The sequence below is a fragment of the Actinokineospora sp. genome (genome assembly GCF_050699995.1).
Lineage (GTDB): Bacteria > Actinomycetota > Actinomycetes > Mycobacteriales > Pseudonocardiaceae > Actinokineospora.
This window is the reverse complement of record NZ_JBOHGC010000322.1, coordinates 1-19,760: the sequence shown is the minus strand read 5'-3', so window position 1 is coordinate 19,760 and position 19,760 is coordinate 1. Positions and strand designations below refer to the sequence as shown.

Here is a 19,760-nt window from a genome sequence, read left to right as displayed (position 1 = left end):
GGGGCGACGCCGTCGCGACGCCGCCCCAGGATTCATGATCAGGTGTTGAACGGCCCGGTGATCTCGTAGGTGATGCCGCCGCTGCTGGAACCGGATGTGCCGCGCTGCGACGAGAAGTACATGCGCTGCCCGTTCGGGGTGAACGCGGGCCCGGTGATCTCGGAGCTGCTCTGGCCGGTGACCCGCAGGAACGGCGCCACGATGTCGCTCGGCGTGATGACGCAGATCTCCAAGTTGCCGCCGTCCTCGGCGACGAACAGCTCCCCACTGGTGGCCCGGGTGATGTTGTCCACGCCGGTCAGCGGCGCGCCGCCGCCCACGACCAGCGAGTCGTCGTAGGCGAGTTCGATGGTCGAGTTGTTGGCGTTGTACGCCCACACCCGGTTGTCACCCTTGGTGGTGAACCAGCAGGTGCCGTTCGCGTAGACGCAGCCCTCGCCGCCGTTGAACCGCTTCGCGCCGGAGACCTGGTTGCGGGTGGCGGTCGGGCTGCCGTCCGGGTCGGACACGACACCCCAGGTGACCGAGCCGCTGGTCTGGGAGTTCGTGCCCTTCATGACCTCCAGCGTGCCGCTGGACAGATTGCCCCAGGTCGTGGGGCGGAAGCGGTAGAAGCAGCCGTCGCTGACGTCCTCGGTCATGTAGATGTAGCCGTGGTCGGCGTCCGCGGCGCACGCCTCGTGCTTGAAGACACCCATCGCGGGACGGACCGTGGCGGCGTTGACGCCCCATGGGTCGGTCTCGTAGACGCGGCCGGCGGTCACCTCCTCACAGGACAGCCAGGTGTTCCACGGCGTCGCGCCGCCCGCGCAGTTGACGTTGGTGTTCGACAGGGTCCGGTAAGCGCCGGTGATGGAGCCGCTGGAGTTGAACTTGATCGCCCCGACACCACCGGTGCTGGAGACCTCGCTGTTGGAGACATAGATCCACCCGGTGCCATCGGCGAAGACGTGCCCGCCGTCCGGCGCGTTGTGCCAGGTGTAGTTCGTGCCGGTCACCTTCTGCCCCGAACGGGCGACCACCCGGCTGGTGAAACCGGAGGGCAGCATGATCCCGTTCGCGTCCGCCGCCTGCAGCGCGCCATACGGGCTCGGCCCGGGCTGGGCGGGAGCGGCGAAGGCGGGCGCCCAGGCAGCGCCGCCGAAGACGGTGGCGGCGCCACCGACGACGGCCGCGCGGAGGAAGTTACGACGTTCCACGGTCAGGCTCCGATCGTGTCACTGTGCGTGTCGGCACGGTTTCCGTGCGTCGAGCAAAGTAGCTGGATCGGGTGAAATGGAATCAACGATCGAGTGCTCCGGAGGCTAAGGGCTGAAGGACGAACGCCCCCACGGCCCCGATGGCCGCCCCTTCGGACCTCGCGTCCCGGGTATCGGAAGCAGACCCTCGGAGGATGACCACCTCCCTGGAAGAGCTCGACCCGGACGTCCAGCAACAGCTGCGTGAGCACTGGGGCGTGGAGGACCTGGGATCGCTGACCCAATCCACCGACGACACCGACTACGACGCCGTCATGGCCTTCTTCGAAGCAAATCGAAGCGCTGCGGCAGGAAGTCGAAGCCGTGAACGCGCGAGTCGAATACCTGCTGTCGATGGCGGCGCAGTACATCGGGGAAGGGTGACGAAATAAGTAACCCGATTGGGCTGGCCGATCTACCGCCCGAACTGCAGGCCCATCTCACGGAGTTCATGGATCCGCAGACGCTGGTGGCAGCCCTCACGACGCTTCCCGCGATCCAGGCGCGAGCCCGGGCGCGAGCGAGACTCCAGCAGATACGAGCGGCGATGCTGGCGGCGCAACAAGCAGCCTTGGCCGCACAACAGGCGGCACAGGACGCGACCGACGCCCTGATGGAGTCGGTGTACAACGAACAGTTCGGCGGCTCGGGCTAGTCTCGCCTGTGGTCAGCGTCGTCGCTCCCACGGCTTATCACCCACTGACAGGATCCAGGACAAGTGCTTGTTTCCGTCGATCAGCGCGTGGTTCCGCACGACCGATTGCAGGAGCACGGCCGCCTTCTCGTGCACGGACGCGTAGGCGTCCTGCCCATCACCCCGGTCCGCGGGCGATGGGCCGCGGACTCCAGCAGAGCGGTGTGGCACAAGGTCAGGTGGCCGACCAAGGATTGACGATGTCGCCACCCACGACCGAGAAGTCGGCGACATTTCGGGTGGCCACGATGAGGTTGTGCTCCAGCGCGGTTGCCGCGATCAAGGTGTCCCGTTCCGGCCGTGGATCGGGGACATGCAGTGCGGCGGCACGCCGTGCGACGCCCATATCCACTGGCAGGATTCTCCCCGAGAACCCTTCCAGCACATCATTCTCCAGCCAAGCACGCAGCTTCTTGCCGCTCGTGGGATCACGCCTCTCCAGCCGAGCGATTCCGATTTCGATCTCCATGACGGTGATGACGCTGATCCATAGCTCACTGGTGCGCTGCGATCGTGCCCATGATCGAACAGCTGGATCCGCCACACGCTCAGATTTGCGCAGCTCGCTGACGACATTCGTGTCGAGCAGAAAGCTCACAGGTCCGCGGCCTTCAACGTGACGTCCAACCGCTCCGGCTCGAAGTCGATGTCATCGTCTTCCATGCTCAGCCAGTCGACGATGCTTCGCTCGTCGGCCACGAGTCGTCGATACTCTTCGATCGACAGCAGCACATGGGACGGCTCGCCACGATCCGTGATCACGACGGGCTCGCTCGAAGCTGCCCGTTTGGCGGCGCTGACGTCCTGGTTGAATTCGCGCGCAGTGATGACCGCCATGACAACCACCCTCCATGTAGCTACGTACCTACATTACCGTTGTTGTCAAGCAGCGGACGAGCGGAGGGCGTGTTCAGCGTCGACTTGGCGGACAACCTGATCCACGCGCTGGAGTGCGGCGACCCGCGGCCGAAGATCGCGGATTCGGTGGCCGGGCGGGTGGTGCGTCGCTCGCCGCGTTCGATGCGGCCCACGGTGTCCACACCCAACGTCCAGTGCGACGCCTGCTCGACGCACGGGTGCCCGGGGAGAGAAGGATTGGCGGCCCGACCTCGCCGTGGCGTCATGCGCTACGGCGCGCTACACTCTTGCGGTGTGAAGGTCATCAGTCAACGGGAGTTCCGCAACAGCTCCGCCGCTGTCATGGACGCGGTCGAAGCAGGCGAGACGTTTCATGTGACCCGCAACGGCGTGGAGGTGGCCGAACTTCGACCGCTGAATCCCAGGCGCCGGCTGAGCGCGGAGGAACTGGTCGAACGTCACCGCAGGCTGCCTCGTGTGGATCACGCGCGGATGCGGGACGAAGCCGATGCCTTCTTCGGGTCCGAAGACCGGGTCGGCGAGGACGATCCTTGGGATCGCCCTCGTGACTGACCGCCCAAAATCGGGTGTGCTGGACACCTGTACTTACATCGACCTCGCGACGCTCGATGCTGCGCTGCTGCCGATGACACCGGAGATCACCGCGGTGACCATGGCCGAACTGCACCAAGGCATCGCTATGGCCAAGAACCCAGTGATCCGAGCGGCCCGCACCGAACTACTGGGCGCCGCGATCACCGAGTTCGACCCGCTGCCGTTCGACGGCGACGCGGCGACCAGATACGGGACGCTGGTCGCCCTGACCATGTTGGCCAACCGCGACCCGCGACCGCGGCGCATGGATCTGATGATCGCCGCGATCGCCTCGGCGCGGGGACTACCTCTCTATACCCGCAACCAAAGCGACTTCATCGGCCTCGAAGACATGCTGACGGTCGTCGGAATCTGAGCCTGCAAGCCCACCGACTGCCGACGTGCTCCAGCGACAAGCTAGGCGATGTCCGAATCCAGCTGTGGGGCAACAGAAGTTTGGCCACAGGGCTCCCGGCCCGCATGTGACAGCACACGAAGCCGGGCACCTCCCTCGCCGGTCTCAGCCGACAACTTGGGCACGGACACACCGGCGGCCGATATTGATGGTGAAGCGGAACTCGATCGTCGCTCGGGCAAGGTTTCGTTTCGAGACCGGGCCACCAAGGCGTCTTCGTGGCCCGGACCAGCCCGAGTCGCTACCGTTGAGACATGACCGCGCTACCCGACTGGATGCACCCTCCACGCGAGGAAGGCTGGTTCGCGGAGGATTTGGACCGCCTGCCGGAGGCGCCGCGCCACACCGAACTGATCGATGGAGCTCTTGTCTTCATGATGTCGCCACAGCGGTCCTGGCATGGCCGACTCGTCACCTTCTTGACCACGACGCTGATGGCACAAGCGCCGGACAATATCGAGGTCGAGCGGGAGATGACCATCCGCCTCGATGCGCGGAACCGCCCCGAACCCGATCTGGTGGCGACGACGGCGACCTACGATCCAAACCGCACCTGGTTCGCTCCCGAACAGGTCGTACTCGTGGTGGAGGTCGTTTCGCCTGAATCCGCGCACCGCGACCGAACGGTCAAGCTGCGGAAATACGCGGAGGCGGGCATTCAGCACTACTGGTGCATCGAGGACGAGGGCGGTGCGCCTGTCGTCCATGTCTACGAACTGGATCCCCCGACGGGGATGTACGCGCCTGCGGGCATCTTCCGGCGGTCGCTACGGCGACCGGTGCCGTTCGAGATCATCATCGACCTGGACACGCTCACCTCAGGCGGCGACCACTGATCCACAGCTTGCGTTGATCCATTCGTGCAGCATCCTGCCTCCGATCGTCGCCACGCTGGATCACAACGCTGCCCATGTCCACGGCCGGGGAACCTGCCCCCGCAGGCAGGCGATCCGGTGGTGGGCTTCTGTCGCCGCCGCGCGGCAGGCACCAGCCTTGCTGAGGGCGAAGGCGGTCCAGCCCAGTTCGCGGATCGCCGCAAGCGTGCGGTATCCCGGCCACGTCGTGACGTCGTGGCCATAGGCGTCGACAAAGGACTGGTAGTCCGCCGCTGAGATGCGGGCGAAGTCGGTGTGATCGACGGCCAGGGGCACGAGATCCCATTCCGGTGGGCCGAGGCTGGCGTGGTCAAGGTCGAGCACGGTCGGCTCGCCTCCGTCGGGGACGACGACGTTGCCCTGCCAGGCATCGCCGTGGATCATCCGGCGCGATAGACCTGGCGGTAGGGCGGCATAGTCGGCGCGGAGCAGCGAAAGGTGCTCGGTCAGCCAGTGGTGGTCCTCGGCGGCCAACTGGGGTGCGTTCGCGATTCGGTACGTGATCCCGTCGAACGGGTCCAGTTCGTCCGCACAGTTCGGGGTGGCCGGGTCCACGGAGTGCACTTGGCGCAGGGTCGCTCCCAATTCGTCGGGTGTGGCGTGACGGTGCGCGGCAAGCTGGACCCACCAGGTGACTGGCCACCTGTCCACGACTGTGGGTTGGTCGAGACCGGGCAGCGGCGTCACGACACGCACGTCGTGCGCGGCCAGCCATCGGGCCGCGTGCACGCCGGTTGCGGCCGCGTGCTCGCCGCCCTCGCGGCCAATCCTGGCCACCACCCCGCCAGCCAGCCGGTAGATCACGTTGCCGCCATCGCGGATGAGCGCCGCCCCGGCCGTGTCGATCCCAGCTATTTCGCCCGCTGCCGTGAGGACGTCGTACAGCGGCCCGTTCATTGCCTCGCCACGGTCGTGGCGCGCGCCAAGTCGTGCGCCAGGTCGGCCACCCCGGGGATCGACCCGTGATCGACCGCAGCCCGATGGAGGGCGCGCAGCTCGCTTCTCACACGGTCGGAGTGCAGCCCCGCCGTCTCAGTAATCGCGATCCGCCCGATCGCGGCAGCCTCGCACGGGTCGCCGACGCTCATCGTGAGCGTCGCCAACCGCGTGCGGGAGAAGGCACGGGAGCGCGGGTAGTGGTCGCTGTGCAGATCGATCGCGGCCGTCAGCCTCGCTGCGGCCTCCCCCGGTTTCCCCTGGACGAGCGCCAGCGGCACGAACACGCGCGCGCTGCTGCCCAGGTGCTCGGCCTGGTCGTAGTAGGTCATCCAGGGTGGGGCCTGCGCCGGGTCGCTGTCGGTAAAGTACGAGTCGGCGCGCGCCATCTCAGCCAGCGCTTCCGTCGGCCGATCAAGAGCGGCCAGCGTTCTGGCTCGCACGGTCGCCAGCATCGCCCTGGTGGTGGAGGTAAGTCGGTCTGCGCGGACCTGGGCGAACTCGACCAGCGACAGCGCATCGTCGGCCCGCCCCAGGTGTAGCGCCTGTCTGGCCATGTCGGCGAGGGTCGCGGCCCGCAGCTCCCACGAGCCGCTCTCGTCGGCGCACCACAGGGCCAAGGGGAAGCAGCGCGCGGCGGCGAGTTGGTCGCCGACGTCGAAGGCGGAGAACGCGACGACTCCGGCAAGATTGCCCACGGCTTCCAGCAACGCTGCCCGTACGCGAGCCGGTGCCTGTGCGTCGAGGAGGCGAGTCGCCCAGCGCAGTTGCGCCGCCGCGGCCTCACTGGACATACCGCCGCCAAACAAGTTCTCCGACGTGGCCAACGCCGCTGTCGCGGCGCGAACCTGGGCGACCTCGGTGTTTCCAAGCCGCGCGGGGACGGGCGTTTCCAACGCCAGTTGGGCCGCGAACTCCGATGGGCTGCCCCCGAGTTCGACGCAACCCGGCATCACCCGGTCAGCGCACAGTCTCGCTGACACGACCTTGCCCGTTCTCGCGGGCGAGGTTGCGCGATGGAACCCGAGCGCCGCGTCATCCGCCGCGCCGAGCACGTGCCGCAGCGCCGCCCGATAGTGCGCGCCGGGCCGGCGCACCGCTCCCCGTTCCCACCGCGCCACGGCACGCGCGTCGAGGTCGAAGCGTTTGCGCGTGTTGTCCCACAGCCAGTTGTTGACCGCCTCGGCCAGTTCGGCCCTGCTCATCGGCTCACCAGGCACCCGCCGCGAGTGGGTGCGTTCACGGGCGGCGCGGCGCTGGGCGTTGGCCTCGGGCACCCGCCAAGGGTAGCCGGATCAACCCAGAGCGTCAGTGGTTGTCGATCTGCCCCGCCCTGCTCCCGGATGCCCCGTGATCCGCGCTTCCGCCACAGCCCAGACCAGCCCACGCTGAGACCGTGACCGCCGTCCTCGCCTACTTCGGCACAGCCGCAGCGCAGGCCATCGCCGCTGTCCTTGCCGAAGCCGCGCCGCGCCTTTCGAGCACCACCACGAGGGCGGCGTGACCCACCGCGACTTGACGTGGCGGTGGATGACAACGCCCCCACCGCCCCCGATACCCGATCCGCCGCGCACCCACGTTCGGTGCACTGCCTGCCTGACCTACTGCTTCGGCCCGACACCGGCCGCAGCCGAGCACACGTTGGCCCGCCCGGGCCAGCGTCCACGGTGGCGCCGGGTGATCGGGCTGGAGGACACCGACGTGGCCAAGGTGCTCGCCGCGCTCGGGGCGAAAGCACCCAAGGTGGCGGCGGCCATCGTGCGCGAAGACCTCACCGTCGAACAGGTCGACGCGCTGCTGACGATCCTCGCCGACACCGCCTACCACCTGTATGAACTGCGACTTCGATGGTTCAAGCCGGCGGAGTAAGCACAGTGAGGCTTGGAGCGCGTCTCAGACGTTGAAGCGGAACTCGACCACGTCGCCGTCGACCATGGTGTAGTCCTTGCCCTCGATGCGGACCTTGCCCGCCGCCTTCGCCGCCGCCATCGAACCCGTCTCGACCAGGTCGGCGAACGAGACAACCTCGGCCTTGATGAAACCCCGCTCGAAGTCGGTGTGGATGACACCCGCCGCCTGGGGGGCCGTGGCACCCTGGGGGACCGTCCAGGCTCGGGACTCTTTCGGGCCCGCCGTCAGGTAGGTCTGCAGGCCCAGGGTGTGGAAACCCGCCCGCGCCAGGGCGTTGAGGCCGGGTTCGGTCTGGCCGACCGACTCCAGCAGCTCCAAAGTGGACTCGTCGTCGAGTTCCAGCAGTTCCGCCTCGACCTTCGCGTCGAGGAACACCGCGTCGGCGGGGGCGACCAGCTTGGTCAGCTCCTCGCGGCGGGCGGTGTCCATCAGGACGCCCTCGTCGGCGTTGAACACGTACAGGAACGGCTTGGTGGTGAGCAGGCTCAGCTCACGCAGCAGTGAGATGTCCACTTCGGACTGCGCGGCGAACAGGGTGCGGCCGCCGTCGAGGATTTCCTTGGCCTTGAGCGCGGCCTCGGCCGCGGGACGCGCCTCCTTGCGGACGCGGGCCTCCTTCTCCAGCCGCACGACCGCCTTGTCGAGGGTCTGCAGGTCGGCGAGGATCAGCTCGGTGTTGATCGTCTCGATGTCCGACAGCGGGTCGACCTTGCCGTCGACGTGCACCACATCGGGGTCGTCGAACACGCGGATGACCTGGCAGATCGCGTTGGCCTCACGGATGTTCGCGAGGAACTTGTTGCCCAGCCCCGCTCCCTCCGACGCGCCCTTCACGATGCCCGCGATGTCGACGAACGACACCACCGCGGGCACGATGCGCTCGCTGCCGAAGATCTCCGCCAGCTTCCCCAGGCGAGGGTCGGGCAGGGCGACGATGCCGACGTTGGGCTCGATGGTCGCGAACGGGTAGTTCGCGGCGAGCACGTCGTTGTTCGTCAGGGCGTTGAAAAGGGTGGACTTGCCGACGTTGGGCAGGCCGACGATCCCGAGGGTCAAACTCACGCCCGGCAGTCTACGGACACCATTCGGGGAGATCCCCGCCGCCGCCCGTGCACCAAATAGTTACGAACACTTCGCACCTCAGTCAGTTACTCAGTGGTGAGTGTCGTAGGACATATGTACGCACGTCAGAGGCTATTGGCTGGGTAACAGAGTGACTACAACCAGCGATAGACGCACAGCCTGTGCATTGTGTCCACCCTGATTGGTGAGGATTAGCCCAGATGGACGCTAGTCAGGGCGGGGGGCCTCAACAACACTCCGTGAGCGCCCTGCTGTCCTCCGCCTACCGGAGTGCCAGGCGCCACCCAGCTCACCCTGCTGAGGAAGAAGGAAGTCGGATGATTCAACCCGAATGGCGCCGGCGTGGCCGGATCGCCCTCGGCTTGGCGGCCGCGACCGCGGTCGTTGGCACCATGCTGGCCACTGTCCCGAGTGCCGGCGCGGCCCCGACCCCCCAGGGTCCGGCCGACGAGGCCCCCGCGGGTCTCGACAAGCACGACCAGGAACTGCTCGCCACCGCCGAGCGCGAGGGCAAGAAGACCGTCACCGTCCTGATCGCCACCAAGAAGGGCGACGGCGCGGGCAAGGTCCACCAGCTTGAGCAGGCGGGCGTGAAGGTCGACTACCGCGCCGACGAGCTCGGCTACGTTCGGGCCGAGATCGCCACGGACCAGGTGAAGAAGATCGCCGAGCTGTCCGGCGTCCGCGCCCTGGACCTCGAGGAGAACACTCCGCTTCCCGACCCGCGGCCGACCGGCTACGTGGACCCGACGCCGCAGCCCGCCCCCGGGCCCTCGACGCCGCTGGCCAACCCGTACATGCCGACCACGGACACCAACGCGGCCCAGTTCGTCAACGAGCACCCCACCTGGGACGGCCGCGGCACGACCGTGGCGATCGTGGACAGCGGTGTGGACCTCGACCACGCGTCGCTGAACACCACCAGCACCGGTGAGCGCAAGATCACCGACTGGGTCACCTCGACGGACCCGAAGTTCGTCAACGGCGTCAACGCCGACAACGACCCGACCTGGCTGCTGATGACCAACAAGGTCACCGGCGCGAGCGTGGGTCTCCCGGCTGAGGCCGAGGTCCGCTTCGCCGAGTTCAACGAGCGCGACGCGCGCCTGGGCGGCGAGGTCGGCAGCGACGTCAACCGCGACGGCAACCCGGCGGGCAGCAACGGCAAGTTCGGTGTGGCCTGGAACCCGGCCACCGGGACCGTCTGGGTCGACGCCGACCAGGACAAGTCCTTCGCGAACAACGCCGCGATGACCGACTACAAGGTCAAGTACGACATCGGCACCTTCGGCACGGACAACCCGGCCACCGCGGTGCGCGAGTCGATGAAGTTCGTCGTGCAGACCAACCCCGCCAACGACGCCGTCAACATCGGCATCGTCTCCGGCGCGCACGGCTCGCACGTCGCGGGCATCGTCGCGGGCAACCGCCTCTTCGGCGGCACGATGAACGGCGCCGCCCCCGGCGCCAAGCTCGTCTCGCTGCGGGTCTGCCTCTTCGTCAGCGGCTGCACCAACACCGCGCTGATCGAGTCGATGATCTACGCGGCCCGCGACGCCAAGGTCGACGTGATCAACATGTCGGTCGGCGGCCTTCCGGCGCTCAACGACGGCAACAACGCCCGCGCCGAGCTCTACGACCGCATCATCGACACGTACAACGTGCAGATGTTCATCTCCGCGGGCAACTCCGGCGCGGGCTCGAACACCGTCGGCGACCCGTCGGTCGCCTCCAAGGTCCTCTCCGTCGGCTCGTACATCACCAAGGCGACCTGGCAGAGCAACTACGGGTCCGACCTCGGTGTCGCCGAGTCGCTGCACGGCTTCTCCTCGCGCGGCCCGGCTGAGCACGGCGGCTTCAAGCCGAACATCGTCGCGCCCGGCTCGGCGATCTCCACCGTGCCGACGTGGCAGAACGGCCAGCCGGTCGCGGGCACCTACTTCCTGCCCCCTGGCTACGCGCAGTTCAACGGCACGTCGATGGCCTCCCCGCAGGCAGCCGGTTCCGCCGCGCTGCTGGTGAGCGCGGCCAAGGCCAAGGGCATCTCGCACAAGGCCGACCAGATCCGCACCGCCTTCCAGTCGTCGGCGCGCCACCTGAGCAACCTGGGCGCCTACGAGCAGGGCACCGGCCTGATCGACACGATCCGGGCATGGAACGTCCTCAAGTCCAACCCGAGCCGCACGGACATCACTACCGCCGTCCCGGTTCGCACGGCCCTGTCGCAGTTCCTCAAGACCCCGGGCGTCGGCGTCGGCATCAACGACCGTGAGGGCGTCAAGGTGGGTGACAGCTACACCCGCGAGTACACCCTCACCCGCACCACCGGCCCGGACTCCCCGGTCACCTACAAGGTGAAGTGGAACGGCAACGACGGCACGTTCACGTCGGCGAACTCGGTCACGCTGCCCAAGAACAGCGCGGTCAAGTTCAAGGTCAACATCAAGCCGACCTCCACCGGCTTGCACTCGGCGATCCTGAACCTGGACAGCCCGATGACGTCGGGTATCGAGCTGCAGACGATGAACGCGGTCGTCGCGGCCGAGCAGTTCACCGCGGAGAACAACTTCACCGTGACCAAGGGCGGGCAGCTCGGACGCAACGAGTCGAAGAGCTTCTTCTTCAACGTCGCGCCCGGCACCCCCGCCTTCAAGGTCGACCTGCAGGGCGGCGGCACCACCGCGGGCGCGGGCCAGATCCGCTTCCTGCGCTTCCACCCGTACGGCGTCGGCAGCGAGGCCAACTCTTCGCTGAGCTGCTACAACCCGCCGGTCGTCCCGGGCGGCAGCTGTGCGGCGGGCAGCCCCACCAGCCGCTCGATGGCCAACCCGCAGGCCGGTGTCTGGGAGGTCGTGGTCGAGGCTCGTCGTACCTCCGACGCCGCCTCCGCCCCGTTCACCCTGACCGCGTCCGTCCTCGGCGCGTCGGTCACGCCCAGCCCGGACGTGATCCCGACCGCCACCACCGGTGTCGCGATCGACCGCTCGTACACGCTGAAGAACCTCCTCGGGGCGTTCAACGGCCGCGCGGTGGGCACCTCGCTGGGCAGCGCCAAGCAGGCGACGCCGAGCATCGCCGACCAGGAGGAGCAGCAGTACCCGATCACGGTCACGCCGGGATCGACCTCGCTGCGGGTCAAGATCGGCTCCACGTCCGACGCGGGCGCCGACCTCGACCTCTTCCTGCTCAACTGCACCAGCGGTTCCTGTGTTCTCGCCGGCCAGTCGGCCGACGGTGACTCCGAGGAAGAGGTCCGGGTCACCAACCCGGCCGCCGGTCAGTGGGTCGTCCTCGTGCAGGGCTACGCGGTTCCCGCGGGCACGACCACGTTCAGCTACCTGGACGTGTTCGCGAACCCGGCGTTCGGCGCCATCGCGGTGACCGACGCCAACGCCGCCCGCGCCGCGGGTGGCGAGTGGACCGCTCCGGCCACGGTGACCGCCAACGCGGCGCCCGCCGCCGACCGCGTGCTCCTCGGCAGCGTCGAGGTGCGCACTGACGCGAACGTTCTCGTCGGTGCCGGTGACGTCGTGATCCAGGCTGTTTCGTAACACCTGATCGACAACAAAGCGGGGACCTGCCGGCACGCAGGTCCCCGCTTTGGTTCTCGCGGGGCATCGACGTGTCTGATTTCTGCCAGACGGTTCCCGGCGGCGCCGGCAACATGGTCTGGTGCTGAAAGATCCAGAACAGCGGTACCGCGCCGTCGCCGCCCGCGACTCGCGGTTCGACGGCCAGTTCATCCTCGCCGTCCGCACGACCGGGATCTACTGCAGGCCCTCCTGCCCGGCGTCGACACCGAAGCGGCGCAATGTCGAATTCTTCGCCACCGCGGCCGCCGCGCAGATCGCCGGCTACCGCGCTTGCCGCCGCTGTCTGCCCGACGCGGTGCCCGGCTCGCCCGAGTGGAATCTGCGCGCCGACCTGGCCGGCCGGGCGATGCGGCTGATCTCCGACGGCGTCGTCGAGCGCGATGGGGTCACCGGCCTGGCCCGCAGGCTGGGCTACTCCGAGCGACACCTGACCCGCGTGCTGACCACCGAACTCGGTGCGGGCCCCCTGGCACTGGCCAGGGCGCACCGCGCCCACTCGGCGCGGCTGCTTATCGAGACGACGGCCCTGTCGGTGGCCGACATCGCGTTCGCCGCGGGCTTCGCCAGCGTCCGGCAGTTCAACGACACCATCCGCACCGTCTTCGCCACGACACCGACCCAACTACGCATGGCGGCGAAGCGGTCCGCTCGCCGCACCCAGCCCACCCCGGGCCGGGTCACCCTGCGCCTGGCCGTCCGCGAACCGTTCGACGCGGCGGGTGTGCTCGGTTTCCTTGCCGCACGGGCGATCCCAGGCCTGGAAACCGCTTCGGCCGACAGCTATTCACGCACCTTGCGCCTGGCCAACGGCCCGGCCACGGCGTCGATGCGCAACGGGAACGGGCACGTCGAGTGCACGCTGCGCCTGACGGACATGCGCGACCTCGGCTCGGCTGTCGCCCGACTGCGCAGGCTCCTGGACCTGGACGCCGACCCCCTGGCCATCGACGAGGTCCTCGCGGCCGACCCGGCCCTGGCCGATTCGGTGGCGCGCACCCCGGGCATCCGAGTCCCCGGCAGCGTCGACGGCGTGGAGACGGTGGTGCGAGCCCTTCTTGGCCAACAAGTCAGCATCGCCACCGCACGCGCCGCGGCACAGCGCCTGACCGACGCCCTCGGCGAACGACTCGCCACACCGGACGGCGACCTGACGACCCTGTTCCCCACGGCCGAAGCCATCGCCGAACACGCGGGCGACGTACTGGCAGGCCCGACGAGACGAACCCAGACACTGCGCGCGGTATGCGAGGCGATCGCGGCGGGCGACTTGGACCTCCACGTCGGCGTCGACGCCGACACCCTGCAGGCCCGATTGCGAACGTTCACCGGAATCGGCCCGTGGACCGCGGGCTACGTGACGATGCGCCTACTCGGCGACCCGGATGTCCTGCTGCCACAAGACATAGCCCAACGCAACGGCGCCGCGGCCCTAGGCCTGCCACCCACCGCCGAGGCCCTGTCCGACCACGCCCGAGCCTGGCAACCCTGGCGCTCCTACGCCGGCATGCACCTCTGGCGTGCCGCCACGGCGACGGCAACAGCCACCAAGGCACAAAGTCCACAGTAGACACACAAGCAGGCATCACGAGCCGGCGCCGAGCCTGCTAGGCAGTCATCTCCAACGTGGAACCACTACGAGACTTCCGAACCCGCAACCGCACAGGAATCCGCTGCCGCAACTCCTCCACATGCGACACCAACCCCACTACCCGCCCACCAGCCCGAAGCTCGTCCAATATCCCCATCACGTCATCAAGCGTGGGCGCGTCAAGCATCCCAAAGCCCTCATCAACGAACAGCGTGTCCAGCAGCGCCCCACCAGTCTCCGCGGCCACCACGTCGGCCAGCCCGAGCGCCAACGACAATGAGGCCACAAAGGACTCCCCACCGGACAGGGTCTTCGTGGACCGGGTCTGCCCGGAGAAGTCGTCAAGCACGTCGAGCCCCAACCCGCCGCGCTTCCCATGCGATCCAGCCGCATCGCTGTGCACGAACGAGAACCGCCCCTGAGTCATCCGCCGCAGCCGCTCACTCGCCGCCACGGCGACCTCAGCCAGCCGCGCCGCCAACACGTACGACCGCAACGACATCCGACTGGTGTTCTGCCCGCGCCCGTTGACCACATCGGTCAACGCGTCCAGCTCCTCGAACTCCGCACGCATCGGCGCCAGGTCAGCCCACACCGCGCGCAGACGGTCCGCCAGCTTCGCCACCTGGTCAGCCCGGCGGGCAGCTGTTTGTGCTGATGCCACGGCGTTCTCCGCGTCCTCACGGGCGGTTCGCGCCTGGACAAGCAGCGTGTCGAGATCGACTTCCTCGGTGGGATCGGTGGCGGCCAGATCGTCCAGAACGCCGCGGAATCTGGCTTCCTGCTGGTCCGCCTCGCCGATCTGGTGCGCCAGCTTGGCGATGACGTTCTCGGCGCGCGCAGCGTCCAACGCTTCGGTCACGTCGACGAAGCCCGCCTTGGCCACCGCGTCGACAAGAATCTCGCGTTGCTCGGCCACCCGCGTGCGCGCTGTCGCGGCGTGGGCGCGTGCATCGGACAACGCGTCGAGCGCCTGGGCCAGGTCGGCGACGTGTCGCCTGCGGTCGGCCACGCTCGGGAAGCTTCCCCTGGCGATGTCGAGCCGGAGGCCACGTTCCTCCACGGCGGCTACGAGCGCGGTGCGTTCGGTGCCGCGCGCCACGGTTTCCTGTTGCAGTGTGGCGATTCTCGACCGGACGCGCTCGGCTTCGGCCTCAAGGTCGAGCAGCGTCCGGCTGATCCGGTCGTGGCGGCCTGCCAGGGCCACAGCCTTGTCCAACTCGGCCATGGCTCGCGCGTCGTCGGCTTCCGGATCGCTCCAGCCGGTGAGGCGCTCACGGAGTCCGTCGACGACATGCTGTGCCTGCTTGAACGCGGCGGCAACGTTCTCCCGCGCCTTCAACCTGCGCTGTTCCTCGGCCTGCGCGGCCCGCTCGTCGTCCGCGGTGACCAGCGGCCCGACCGCATGGGCGGGCATCGGGTGCTCCGCCGATCCGCACACCGGGCATGACTCCCCCGGTGCCAGGCTCGCGGCGAGTTCGGCGGCCATCCCGTCGAGCCTGCGCTGCCGCAGATCCAGGAGGTGCTCGCGTGCGTTCTGGTGGTCCTCGACGGCCTTGGCGTTCGCGTTGGCTGCCGCGGCCAGGTCCGATTCCGCCGTGGGCAAGGCTTTCGCGTGTCGGACCGCGGTGGCCGTCTCGCCCCGGCGGGCCTTGAGGCCGTCGAGGCTCGCTCGCGCCCGCGCCGCCTCGGCGAGGCATCCGCGGGTTTCGGTGATCTGGACAGGCAGTTCCGCGACGCGGTCCGCGAGGGTGGCGGATTCGTGTTCAGCCGCGTCGAGAAGGTCGTCGAGTTGGGCGATGCGGGCCTGGTCTTCGCGTTGCCGGTCGGACTCCGCGACCAGCCCGGTGAGAGCGCCCGCCTCCTCGCGGAGCTTCGTCGCGTCGGCCCGCGCGTCGGTGCCCGTATATCCGAGTTCCTCCGCCGCACCAACGTATCGGCGTTCCGTGCGCTCATCCGTGGTCGCCGCGTTCTCCGCCCGGCGCAGCTCGTCGGCGACGGCCACAACCGGCACCGCGCGGCGAGCGGCCGCCAGCTCTGCCCGCCAGGCCGCACGGTCGTCGCGAGCCAGCTCGGCCAGCGCGTCGGTCGCTTCCCGAACCTGGCCCACCCGCTCGGCGGCGGCGCGCCCCTCCGCGAGAACCTCGTCGGCAAGCTCGCGCTGCCGGTTGGCTTCCTGTTGCGCGGCAAGGGCTTCGTCGGTCGCCGTCGCGAGCGCGGCGGTCAGCCCCGACAGCCACTGCTCGTTCGCTTCCTCGGGCTCGTCGCCGGATTCCTGGGCGATGCGGGCGACCAGCGCGTCCACCGACACGCTCGCGGCGTCGAGCTCACGGCGGCGCTGGGCGCGGTGGTCCTTGAACCAATCCTCGACGCGCTGGAAGTGCTCGGTGCCGAACAGCTTCTCCAGCAGCTTCTCCCGCTCGCCGGTGTCGGCGCGCAGGAAAGTCGCGAAGTCGTTCTGCGGCAGCAGGACGACCTGGAAGAACTGGTCCTTGGTCATCCCCAGCAACCCCTGGACCGTGCGTGCGACCTCGTCGATCCGGGACACGCCTTCGGCCGGATAGCCGCTCGGCGAGGCGAAAACCCAGGTGAGCACGGCCCGCGCCTGCTGCTTGGTCATCCCGCCGCCGCGCCGCTTCGGCCGCAGGTACTCAGGGCTGCGGACGATGCGCATCCGGTGCGACTGCACGGTCAGCTCCAGCACGACCTCGGTGTGCACGTCCGGGTCGGCGTTGTCGCAGCGCAAGCGCTTGGCCTGGTCACGCACACCGGGGACAGCGCCGAAGAGCGCGAACGCGACCGCGTCGAGCAGTGTCGTCTTGCCCGCGCCGGTGTCGCCGTGGAGCAGGAACAGGCCGTCGGCGCCGAGCACGTCGAAGTCGACGACCTCATGTCCGGGGTAGGGGCCGAACGCGGTGACTTCCAGCCGGTGCAGCCTCACTCCGGCTCCTTCCCGGCGACGGCGGCCAGCGCCTCGCGCAGCAGTCCGCGCTCGGTCTCGGTGGGCTCGGCGCCTCTGGTGTCGGTGACGAAGCAGCAGGCGACCTCGGCGTCGTCGCGGCGCTGCGACAGCTCCGGGTAGCGCTGGGGGCGCTGGTGGCCGCCCGCGGGCCGCCATTCGAGGTGCACGGCGTGCGGGAAGCGGGCCTGCAGCCTGCGCATGGCGTCGAGAGGGCGGACCTGGTCGGTCAGTTCGACGGAGAGGAACTTGTCCTCGTGGACGTTGTTCGCCGGGTCCACCAGGACATCGGCCAGTTCGCCGCTGATCACGGCCAGCTCGCGTGGGACCGGCAGGGTGCGGCGTTCGACGGCGGCCAGGCCGTCTTGGTGCAGGTCGACCAGCCAGACCGACTTGTGGTGGCGGGCCTCGGAAAACGAGTACGCCATGGGGCTGCCGGAGTAGCGCAGGTGGTTCGCAAGCGTTTGCGGGCCGTGCAGGTGGCCGAGGGCGGCGTAGTCGACACCGCTGAACACCCCGCCCGGCACGTGCGGCACGCCGCCGACCGCGATCGTCCGCTCGGAGTCGCTGACCTCGCCGCCGGTGACGAACGCGTGCGCGAGGACCATGGAACGGGTTCCGGGGCGTCTGGCCAGATCGTCCCGGACTCGTCGCATGGCTTCGCCGAGGACGTCGGCGTGGGTGCGCAGGCCGGGCAGCCCGAGGCCTTGGCGGGCGACTTCCGGTTCCAGGTAGGGGATGCCGTAGAACGCGACCGGGCCGTGCTGGTCGTCGATCACCACGGGGCGGTCGAGATCGGAGACCGCGGTGCGCAGGTAGAGGCCGCCCGCCGCGGTGAACTCGCCGAAAGCGCCGAGCCGGGGTCCGGAGTCGTGGTTGCCCGGCGTGACGATGATTCGCGCGCCCGCCTCGGAGATCCGGCGCAGGGCGCGGGCGCAGACGACCGCGGCTTCGGCGGAGGGGACGGCGCGGTCGTAGAGGTCGCCGGACACCACGACCACGTCGACCCGGTCGTCGGTCACGATGTCGGCCAGGCCGGTGAGCACCGTCTCCTGCTCGGCGAGCAGGTCTCGGCCGTGGAATGTGCGGCCCACATGCCAGTCGGAGGTGTGCAGCACCCGCATGCCAGCCAAGTTAGAGCCCCGATGCCCCCGATCGGGGGAGCCACGCCGGTCGAACGCTCGTTCGACGCTGGTTCTGTCGGTGGTATGGGGTAAAGATTTCCTGCACGCGTTTCCCACCGGAGAGGACCCACCCGTGACCGCCGTGCTCGGCACCGTCGCCGCGGTGCTCGTCCTGCTGCTCGCCGCCGCCGCGATGCTGTTCTGGCGGCTGTACTCCGACAGCGTCCGCCGAACCGACGCCGCACGTGCCGAAGTCGAGGCGGAGCGGCGCCGGACGGACTCGCACCAGGCTGCGTTACGGCGCTACGAGGTGGCGTTCGCATCGATCAGCGGCCGCGGGGAACTGGGTGAGCAGGTCCTCGTGGAGACCGCGCGCGCTTTAGGTCTGCGCGAGGGCATCCACTTCACGGTCCAGACGGATGTCGCGGGTGGCGGCGCCGCCCGTCCCGACCTGTTGCTGCTGGTGGGCGACGAGCGCCGGGTCCCGGTCGACTCGAAGATGAGCCTCGCCACCTGGGCCGAGGCCGTCGACACCGACGACGCCGAGGAACGCCTCGACGCCCTGCGCGTGCACGTCCGCAACATTCGGTCGCGCGCCGCCGAGTTGGCGGGCAAGGGCTACCAGCGGTGGGCGGACGCCATCTACGGCACGATCATGTTCGTCCCCTCGGACGCCGCCGTCGTCGCCGCGTTGGACACCGACCCCACCCTCCTGCGCTGGCTGCTGGACCGCCGGGTGTTCCTGTGCGGCCCCACCGGCTTCGCCGTGATCGCCTCCGCGGCCCTGTTCGCCGCCACCGAACGAGCGATCGCCGACGACGTCGCCACGGTCCGCGCCCGAGCCGCCTCCGCGCACCGGTCGGCGGGCATGGCGGTCGACGCGGTCAACCTGTCCAGCACCCACCTCCAGCGTTTCCTGTCGGCCCGCAGGCGCGAACTGGACGCGCTGGAGCAGTTCAGGACCACGATCACCCCGCTGACGGACGCCTCCGCGAGCCCGACGCCGATCCCCACGATCCGCCGAACCGAGGAAGCGGTGGTGAACGGGCACGAGGTGCCCGAGGGCTTACCGCTCGACTGACCAGTCGGCCACGAACGATCACGGGCAGCGGCTCGATCGCAGTGGTGGGCAGCCTGGCTTCGGCGATCGATTCGTGCGGACCGGCCCGAGTTCACATCGGACTGTGATCACGTCGACACGATCATCAAGCCGGCCGGTCGTGATCGGGCCTCCAGCCCACTGCCATTGGGCCGAACGGCGTACGTGTCGGGCCGCCCCGAGCCGCTAATGAGCGAACGATGACAGCGACCCCACACCGACGGACTAACGTGTACCGACGTGACCGCGACTCGCGATCGCCGCAGCGATCTTGATGATGACCACGCCGAGCCCGCGTGGGACGAGCGTCCGATCTTCGGCAGTTCACGTGGACTGCCGTGGTGGGGCGCTGTGCTGTTGGCGTTCGGGCTGGCCCTGTTGGCCGCTGTGATCGATATGCAGATCCAGGACACCCTCGGCAAGATCTACCAGGGCGCCTATGTCCTGGGCTGTGTCGGGGCGGTCTGCCTGGTTCGGCGGGCCAACCTGTTCGGGCCGATGGTGCAGCCACCGCTGGTCTTCGCCGTGACCGCGGTCGGGGCGGTCCTCGCGTTGGGGGCGGACACGCCCGGCAAGGGGAGCAAGCTGCTGTCCGTGGCACTGCCGCTGACCAGCAACTTCCCGACGATGGGCATCACCACCGCCGTGGTCGTCGTGATCGGCGTCGCCCGCCTGTTCCTGCAGCGCGACCCGAGCGCCACCGACGAGGACGGCGATCCCAAGCCCGCAGTCGCCCGCCGCACCCGCCCGGAACCCCCGCGCGACGACGAGGACCTGTTCGCCGCCCCCGCAC

18 protein-coding genes and 1 pseudogene are annotated in these 19,760 nt (G+C 69.0%); 10 read left to right on the top strand and 9 right to left on the bottom strand.

Features of this window, described 5'->3' with window-relative positions; translation table 11 throughout:
• Positions 1–38: 38 nt before the first annotated feature.
• Positions 39–1,199, bottom strand: a complete 1,161-nt coding sequence (locus ACRDSQ_RS15860; RefSeq protein ID WP_431421967.1) for an alkaline phosphatase PhoX — start codon at positions 1,197–1,199, stop codon at positions 39–41.
• 194 nt (positions 1,200–1,393) lie between these two features.
• On the opposite strand from ACRDSQ_RS15860, the gene ACRDSQ_RS15855 reads away from it, so the two are divergent.
• Together ACRDSQ_RS15855 and ACRDSQ_RS15850 are read left to right on the top strand one after the other, a co-directional pair.
• Positions 1,394–1,630: a hypothetical protein gene (locus tag ACRDSQ_RS15855; RefSeq protein ID WP_431421966.1), complete on the top strand. Its 237-nt coding sequence runs from the start codon at positions 1,394–1,396 to the stop codon at positions 1,628–1,630.
• 59 nt (positions 1,631–1,689) lie between these two features.
• Positions 1,690–1,893: a hypothetical protein gene (locus ACRDSQ_RS15850; RefSeq protein ID WP_431421965.1), complete on the top strand. Its 204-nt coding sequence runs from the start codon at positions 1,690–1,692 to the stop codon at positions 1,891–1,893.
• A 51-nt stretch (positions 1,894–1,944) separates the two neighbouring features.
• Here the strand turns inward: ACRDSQ_RS15850 and ACRDSQ_RS15845 are convergent.
• The 3 genes and pseudogenes from ACRDSQ_RS15845 to ACRDSQ_RS15835 form a co-directional block, all read right to left on the bottom strand.
• Positions 1,945–2,090: pseudogene (locus tag ACRDSQ_RS15845) on the bottom strand (Fic family protein); the annotation flags it as partial.
• 17 nt (positions 2,091–2,107) lie between these two features.
• Positions 2,108–2,530 carry a type II toxin-antitoxin system VapC family toxin gene (locus ACRDSQ_RS15840; RefSeq protein ID WP_431421963.1) on the bottom strand — a complete coding sequence of 141 codons (423 nt, stop codon included), beginning with the start codon at positions 2,528–2,530 and terminating at the stop codon, positions 2,108–2,110.
• The gene (locus tag ACRDSQ_RS15835) at positions 2,527–2,769 is read right to left on the bottom strand and encodes a type II toxin-antitoxin system Phd/YefM family antitoxin (protein WP_431421962.1); all 243 of its coding nucleotides are present in this window, start codon (positions 2,767–2,769) and stop codon (positions 2,527–2,529) included. Before ACRDSQ_RS15835 ends, ACRDSQ_RS15840 begins: the two co-directional genes overlap by 4 nt.
• Before the next feature lie 42 nt (positions 2,770–2,811).
• Here ACRDSQ_RS15835 and ACRDSQ_RS15830 point away from each other — a divergent pair, with 42 nt between their 5' ends.
• From ACRDSQ_RS15830 to ACRDSQ_RS15820, 3 genes are all read left to right on the top strand, one after another.
• Entirely contained in the window at positions 2,812–3,363 is a 552-nt protein-coding gene (locus ACRDSQ_RS15830; RefSeq protein ID WP_431421961.1) for a type II toxin-antitoxin system Phd/YefM family antitoxin, read from the top strand.
• The gene (locus ACRDSQ_RS15825) at positions 3,356–3,760 is read left to right on the top strand and encodes a type II toxin-antitoxin system VapC family toxin (protein ID WP_431421959.1); all 405 of its coding nucleotides are present in this window, start codon (positions 3,356–3,358) and stop codon (positions 3,758–3,760) included. Before ACRDSQ_RS15830 ends, ACRDSQ_RS15825 begins: the two co-directional genes overlap by 8 nt.
• A gap of 293 nt (positions 3,761–4,053) precedes the next feature.
• A complete protein-coding gene (locus tag ACRDSQ_RS15820; RefSeq protein WP_431421958.1) occupies positions 4,054–4,635 on the top strand; it encodes a Uma2 family endonuclease in 582 nt (193 codons plus the stop codon).
• A 60-nt stretch (positions 4,636–4,695) separates the two neighbouring features.
• Here the strand turns inward: ACRDSQ_RS15820 and ACRDSQ_RS15815 are convergent, their stop codons facing one another.
• Positions 4,696–5,571 carry a phosphotransferase gene (locus tag ACRDSQ_RS15815; RefSeq protein WP_431421957.1) on the bottom strand — a complete coding sequence of 292 codons (876 nt, stop codon included), beginning with the start codon at positions 5,569–5,571 and terminating at the stop codon, positions 4,696–4,698.
• The gene (locus ACRDSQ_RS15810; protein ID WP_431421955.1) at positions 5,568–6,887 is read right to left on the bottom strand and encodes an XRE family transcriptional regulator; all 1,320 of its coding nucleotides are present in this window, start codon (positions 6,885–6,887) and stop codon (positions 5,568–5,570) included. The genes ACRDSQ_RS15815 and ACRDSQ_RS15810 overlap by 4 nt, the downstream gene beginning before the upstream one ends.
• A gap of 400 nt (positions 6,888–7,287) precedes the next feature.
• Here ACRDSQ_RS15810 and ACRDSQ_RS15805 point away from each other — a divergent pair, with 400 nt between their 5' ends.
• Positions 7,288–7,479 carry a hypothetical protein gene (locus ACRDSQ_RS15805; RefSeq protein WP_431421953.1) on the top strand — a complete coding sequence of 64 codons (192 nt, stop codon included), beginning with the start codon at positions 7,288–7,290 and terminating at the stop codon, positions 7,477–7,479.
• 24 nt (positions 7,480–7,503) lie between these two features.
• Here ACRDSQ_RS15805 and ychF read toward each other — a convergent pair whose 3' ends face one another.
• A complete protein-coding gene (gene ychF, locus ACRDSQ_RS15800; RefSeq protein WP_431421951.1) occupies positions 7,504–8,583 on the bottom strand; it encodes a redox-regulated ATPase YchF in 1,080 nt (359 codons plus the stop codon).
• Positions 8,584–8,921: 338 nt separating this feature from the next.
• On the opposite strand from ychF, the gene ACRDSQ_RS15795 reads away from it, so the two are divergent.
• Both ACRDSQ_RS15795 and ACRDSQ_RS15790 read left to right on the top strand, forming a co-directional pair.
• Positions 8,922–12,155, top strand: coding sequence for a S8 family serine peptidase (locus ACRDSQ_RS15795; RefSeq protein ID WP_431421949.1), 3,234 nt, complete (start codon positions 8,922–8,924; stop codon positions 12,153–12,155).
• Between the two features lie 121 nt (positions 12,156–12,276).
• Positions 12,277–13,764 (top strand): AlkA N-terminal domain-containing protein, encoded by a 1,488-nt coding sequence (locus ACRDSQ_RS15790; protein ID WP_431421947.1) that lies wholly within the window; start codon positions 12,277–12,279, stop codon positions 13,762–13,764.
• A gap of 37 nt (positions 13,765–13,801) precedes the next feature.
• On the opposite strand, the gene ACRDSQ_RS15785 is transcribed toward ACRDSQ_RS15790, so the two are convergent.
• Both ACRDSQ_RS15785 and ACRDSQ_RS15780 read right to left on the bottom strand, forming a co-directional pair.
• Positions 13,802–16,726: an AAA family ATPase gene (locus ACRDSQ_RS15785; RefSeq protein ID WP_431421945.1), complete on the bottom strand. Its 2,925-nt coding sequence runs from the start codon at positions 16,724–16,726 to the stop codon at positions 13,802–13,804.
• Positions 16,723–17,868 carry an exonuclease SbcCD subunit D gene (locus tag ACRDSQ_RS15780; protein ID WP_431421943.1) on the bottom strand — a complete coding sequence of 382 codons (1,146 nt, stop codon included), beginning with the start codon at positions 17,866–17,868 and terminating at the stop codon, positions 16,723–16,725. Before ACRDSQ_RS15780 ends, ACRDSQ_RS15785 begins: the two co-directional genes overlap by 4 nt.
• A 193-nt stretch (positions 17,869–18,061) precedes the next feature.
• On the opposite strand from ACRDSQ_RS15780, the gene rmuC reads away from it, so the two are divergent.
• Positions 18,062–18,949 carry a DNA recombination protein RmuC gene (gene rmuC, locus ACRDSQ_RS15775; RefSeq protein ID WP_431421986.1) on the top strand — a complete coding sequence of 296 codons (888 nt, stop codon included), beginning with the start codon at positions 18,062–18,064 and terminating at the stop codon, positions 18,947–18,949.
• A 258-nt stretch (positions 18,950–19,207) separates the two neighbouring features.
• Positions 19,208–19,760, top strand: a 553-nt coding sequence (locus ACRDSQ_RS15770) for a DUF6542 domain-containing protein (RefSeq protein WP_431421941.1), incomplete at its 3' end; no start/stop codon positions are given.

Bases quoted from the DNA above. Each gene is read 5' to 3' on its own strand.
- ACRDSQ_RS15855 (WP_431421966.1), top strand. From the start codon at position 1,394: ATGACCACCTCCCTGGAAGAGCTCGACCCGGACGTCCAGCAACAGCTG.
- ACRDSQ_RS15850 (WP_431421965.1), top strand. From the start codon at position 1,690: ATGGATCCGCAGACGCTGGTGGCAGCCCTCACGACGCTTCCCGCGATC.
- ACRDSQ_RS15835 (WP_431421962.1), bottom strand. From the start codon at position 2,769: ATGGCGGTCATCACTGCGCGCGAATTCAACCAGGACGTCAGCGCCGCC.
- ACRDSQ_RS15820 (WP_431421958.1), top strand. From the start codon at position 4,054: ATGACCGCGCTACCCGACTGGATGCACCCTCCACGCGAGGAAGGCTGG.
- ACRDSQ_RS15815 (WP_431421957.1), bottom strand. From the start codon at position 5,571: ATGAACGGGCCGCTGTACGACGTCCTCACGGCAGCGGGCGAAATAGCT.
- ACRDSQ_RS15795 (WP_431421949.1), top strand. From the start codon at position 8,922: ATGATTCAACCCGAATGGCGCCGGCGTGGCCGGATCGCCCTCGGCTTG.
- ACRDSQ_RS15780 (WP_431421943.1), bottom strand. From the start codon at position 17,868: ATGCGGGTGCTGCACACCTCCGACTGGCATGTGGGCCGCACATTCCAC.
- rmuC (WP_431421986.1), top strand. From the start codon at position 18,062: ATGCTGTTCTGGCGGCTGTACTCCGACAGCGTCCGCCGAACCGACGCC.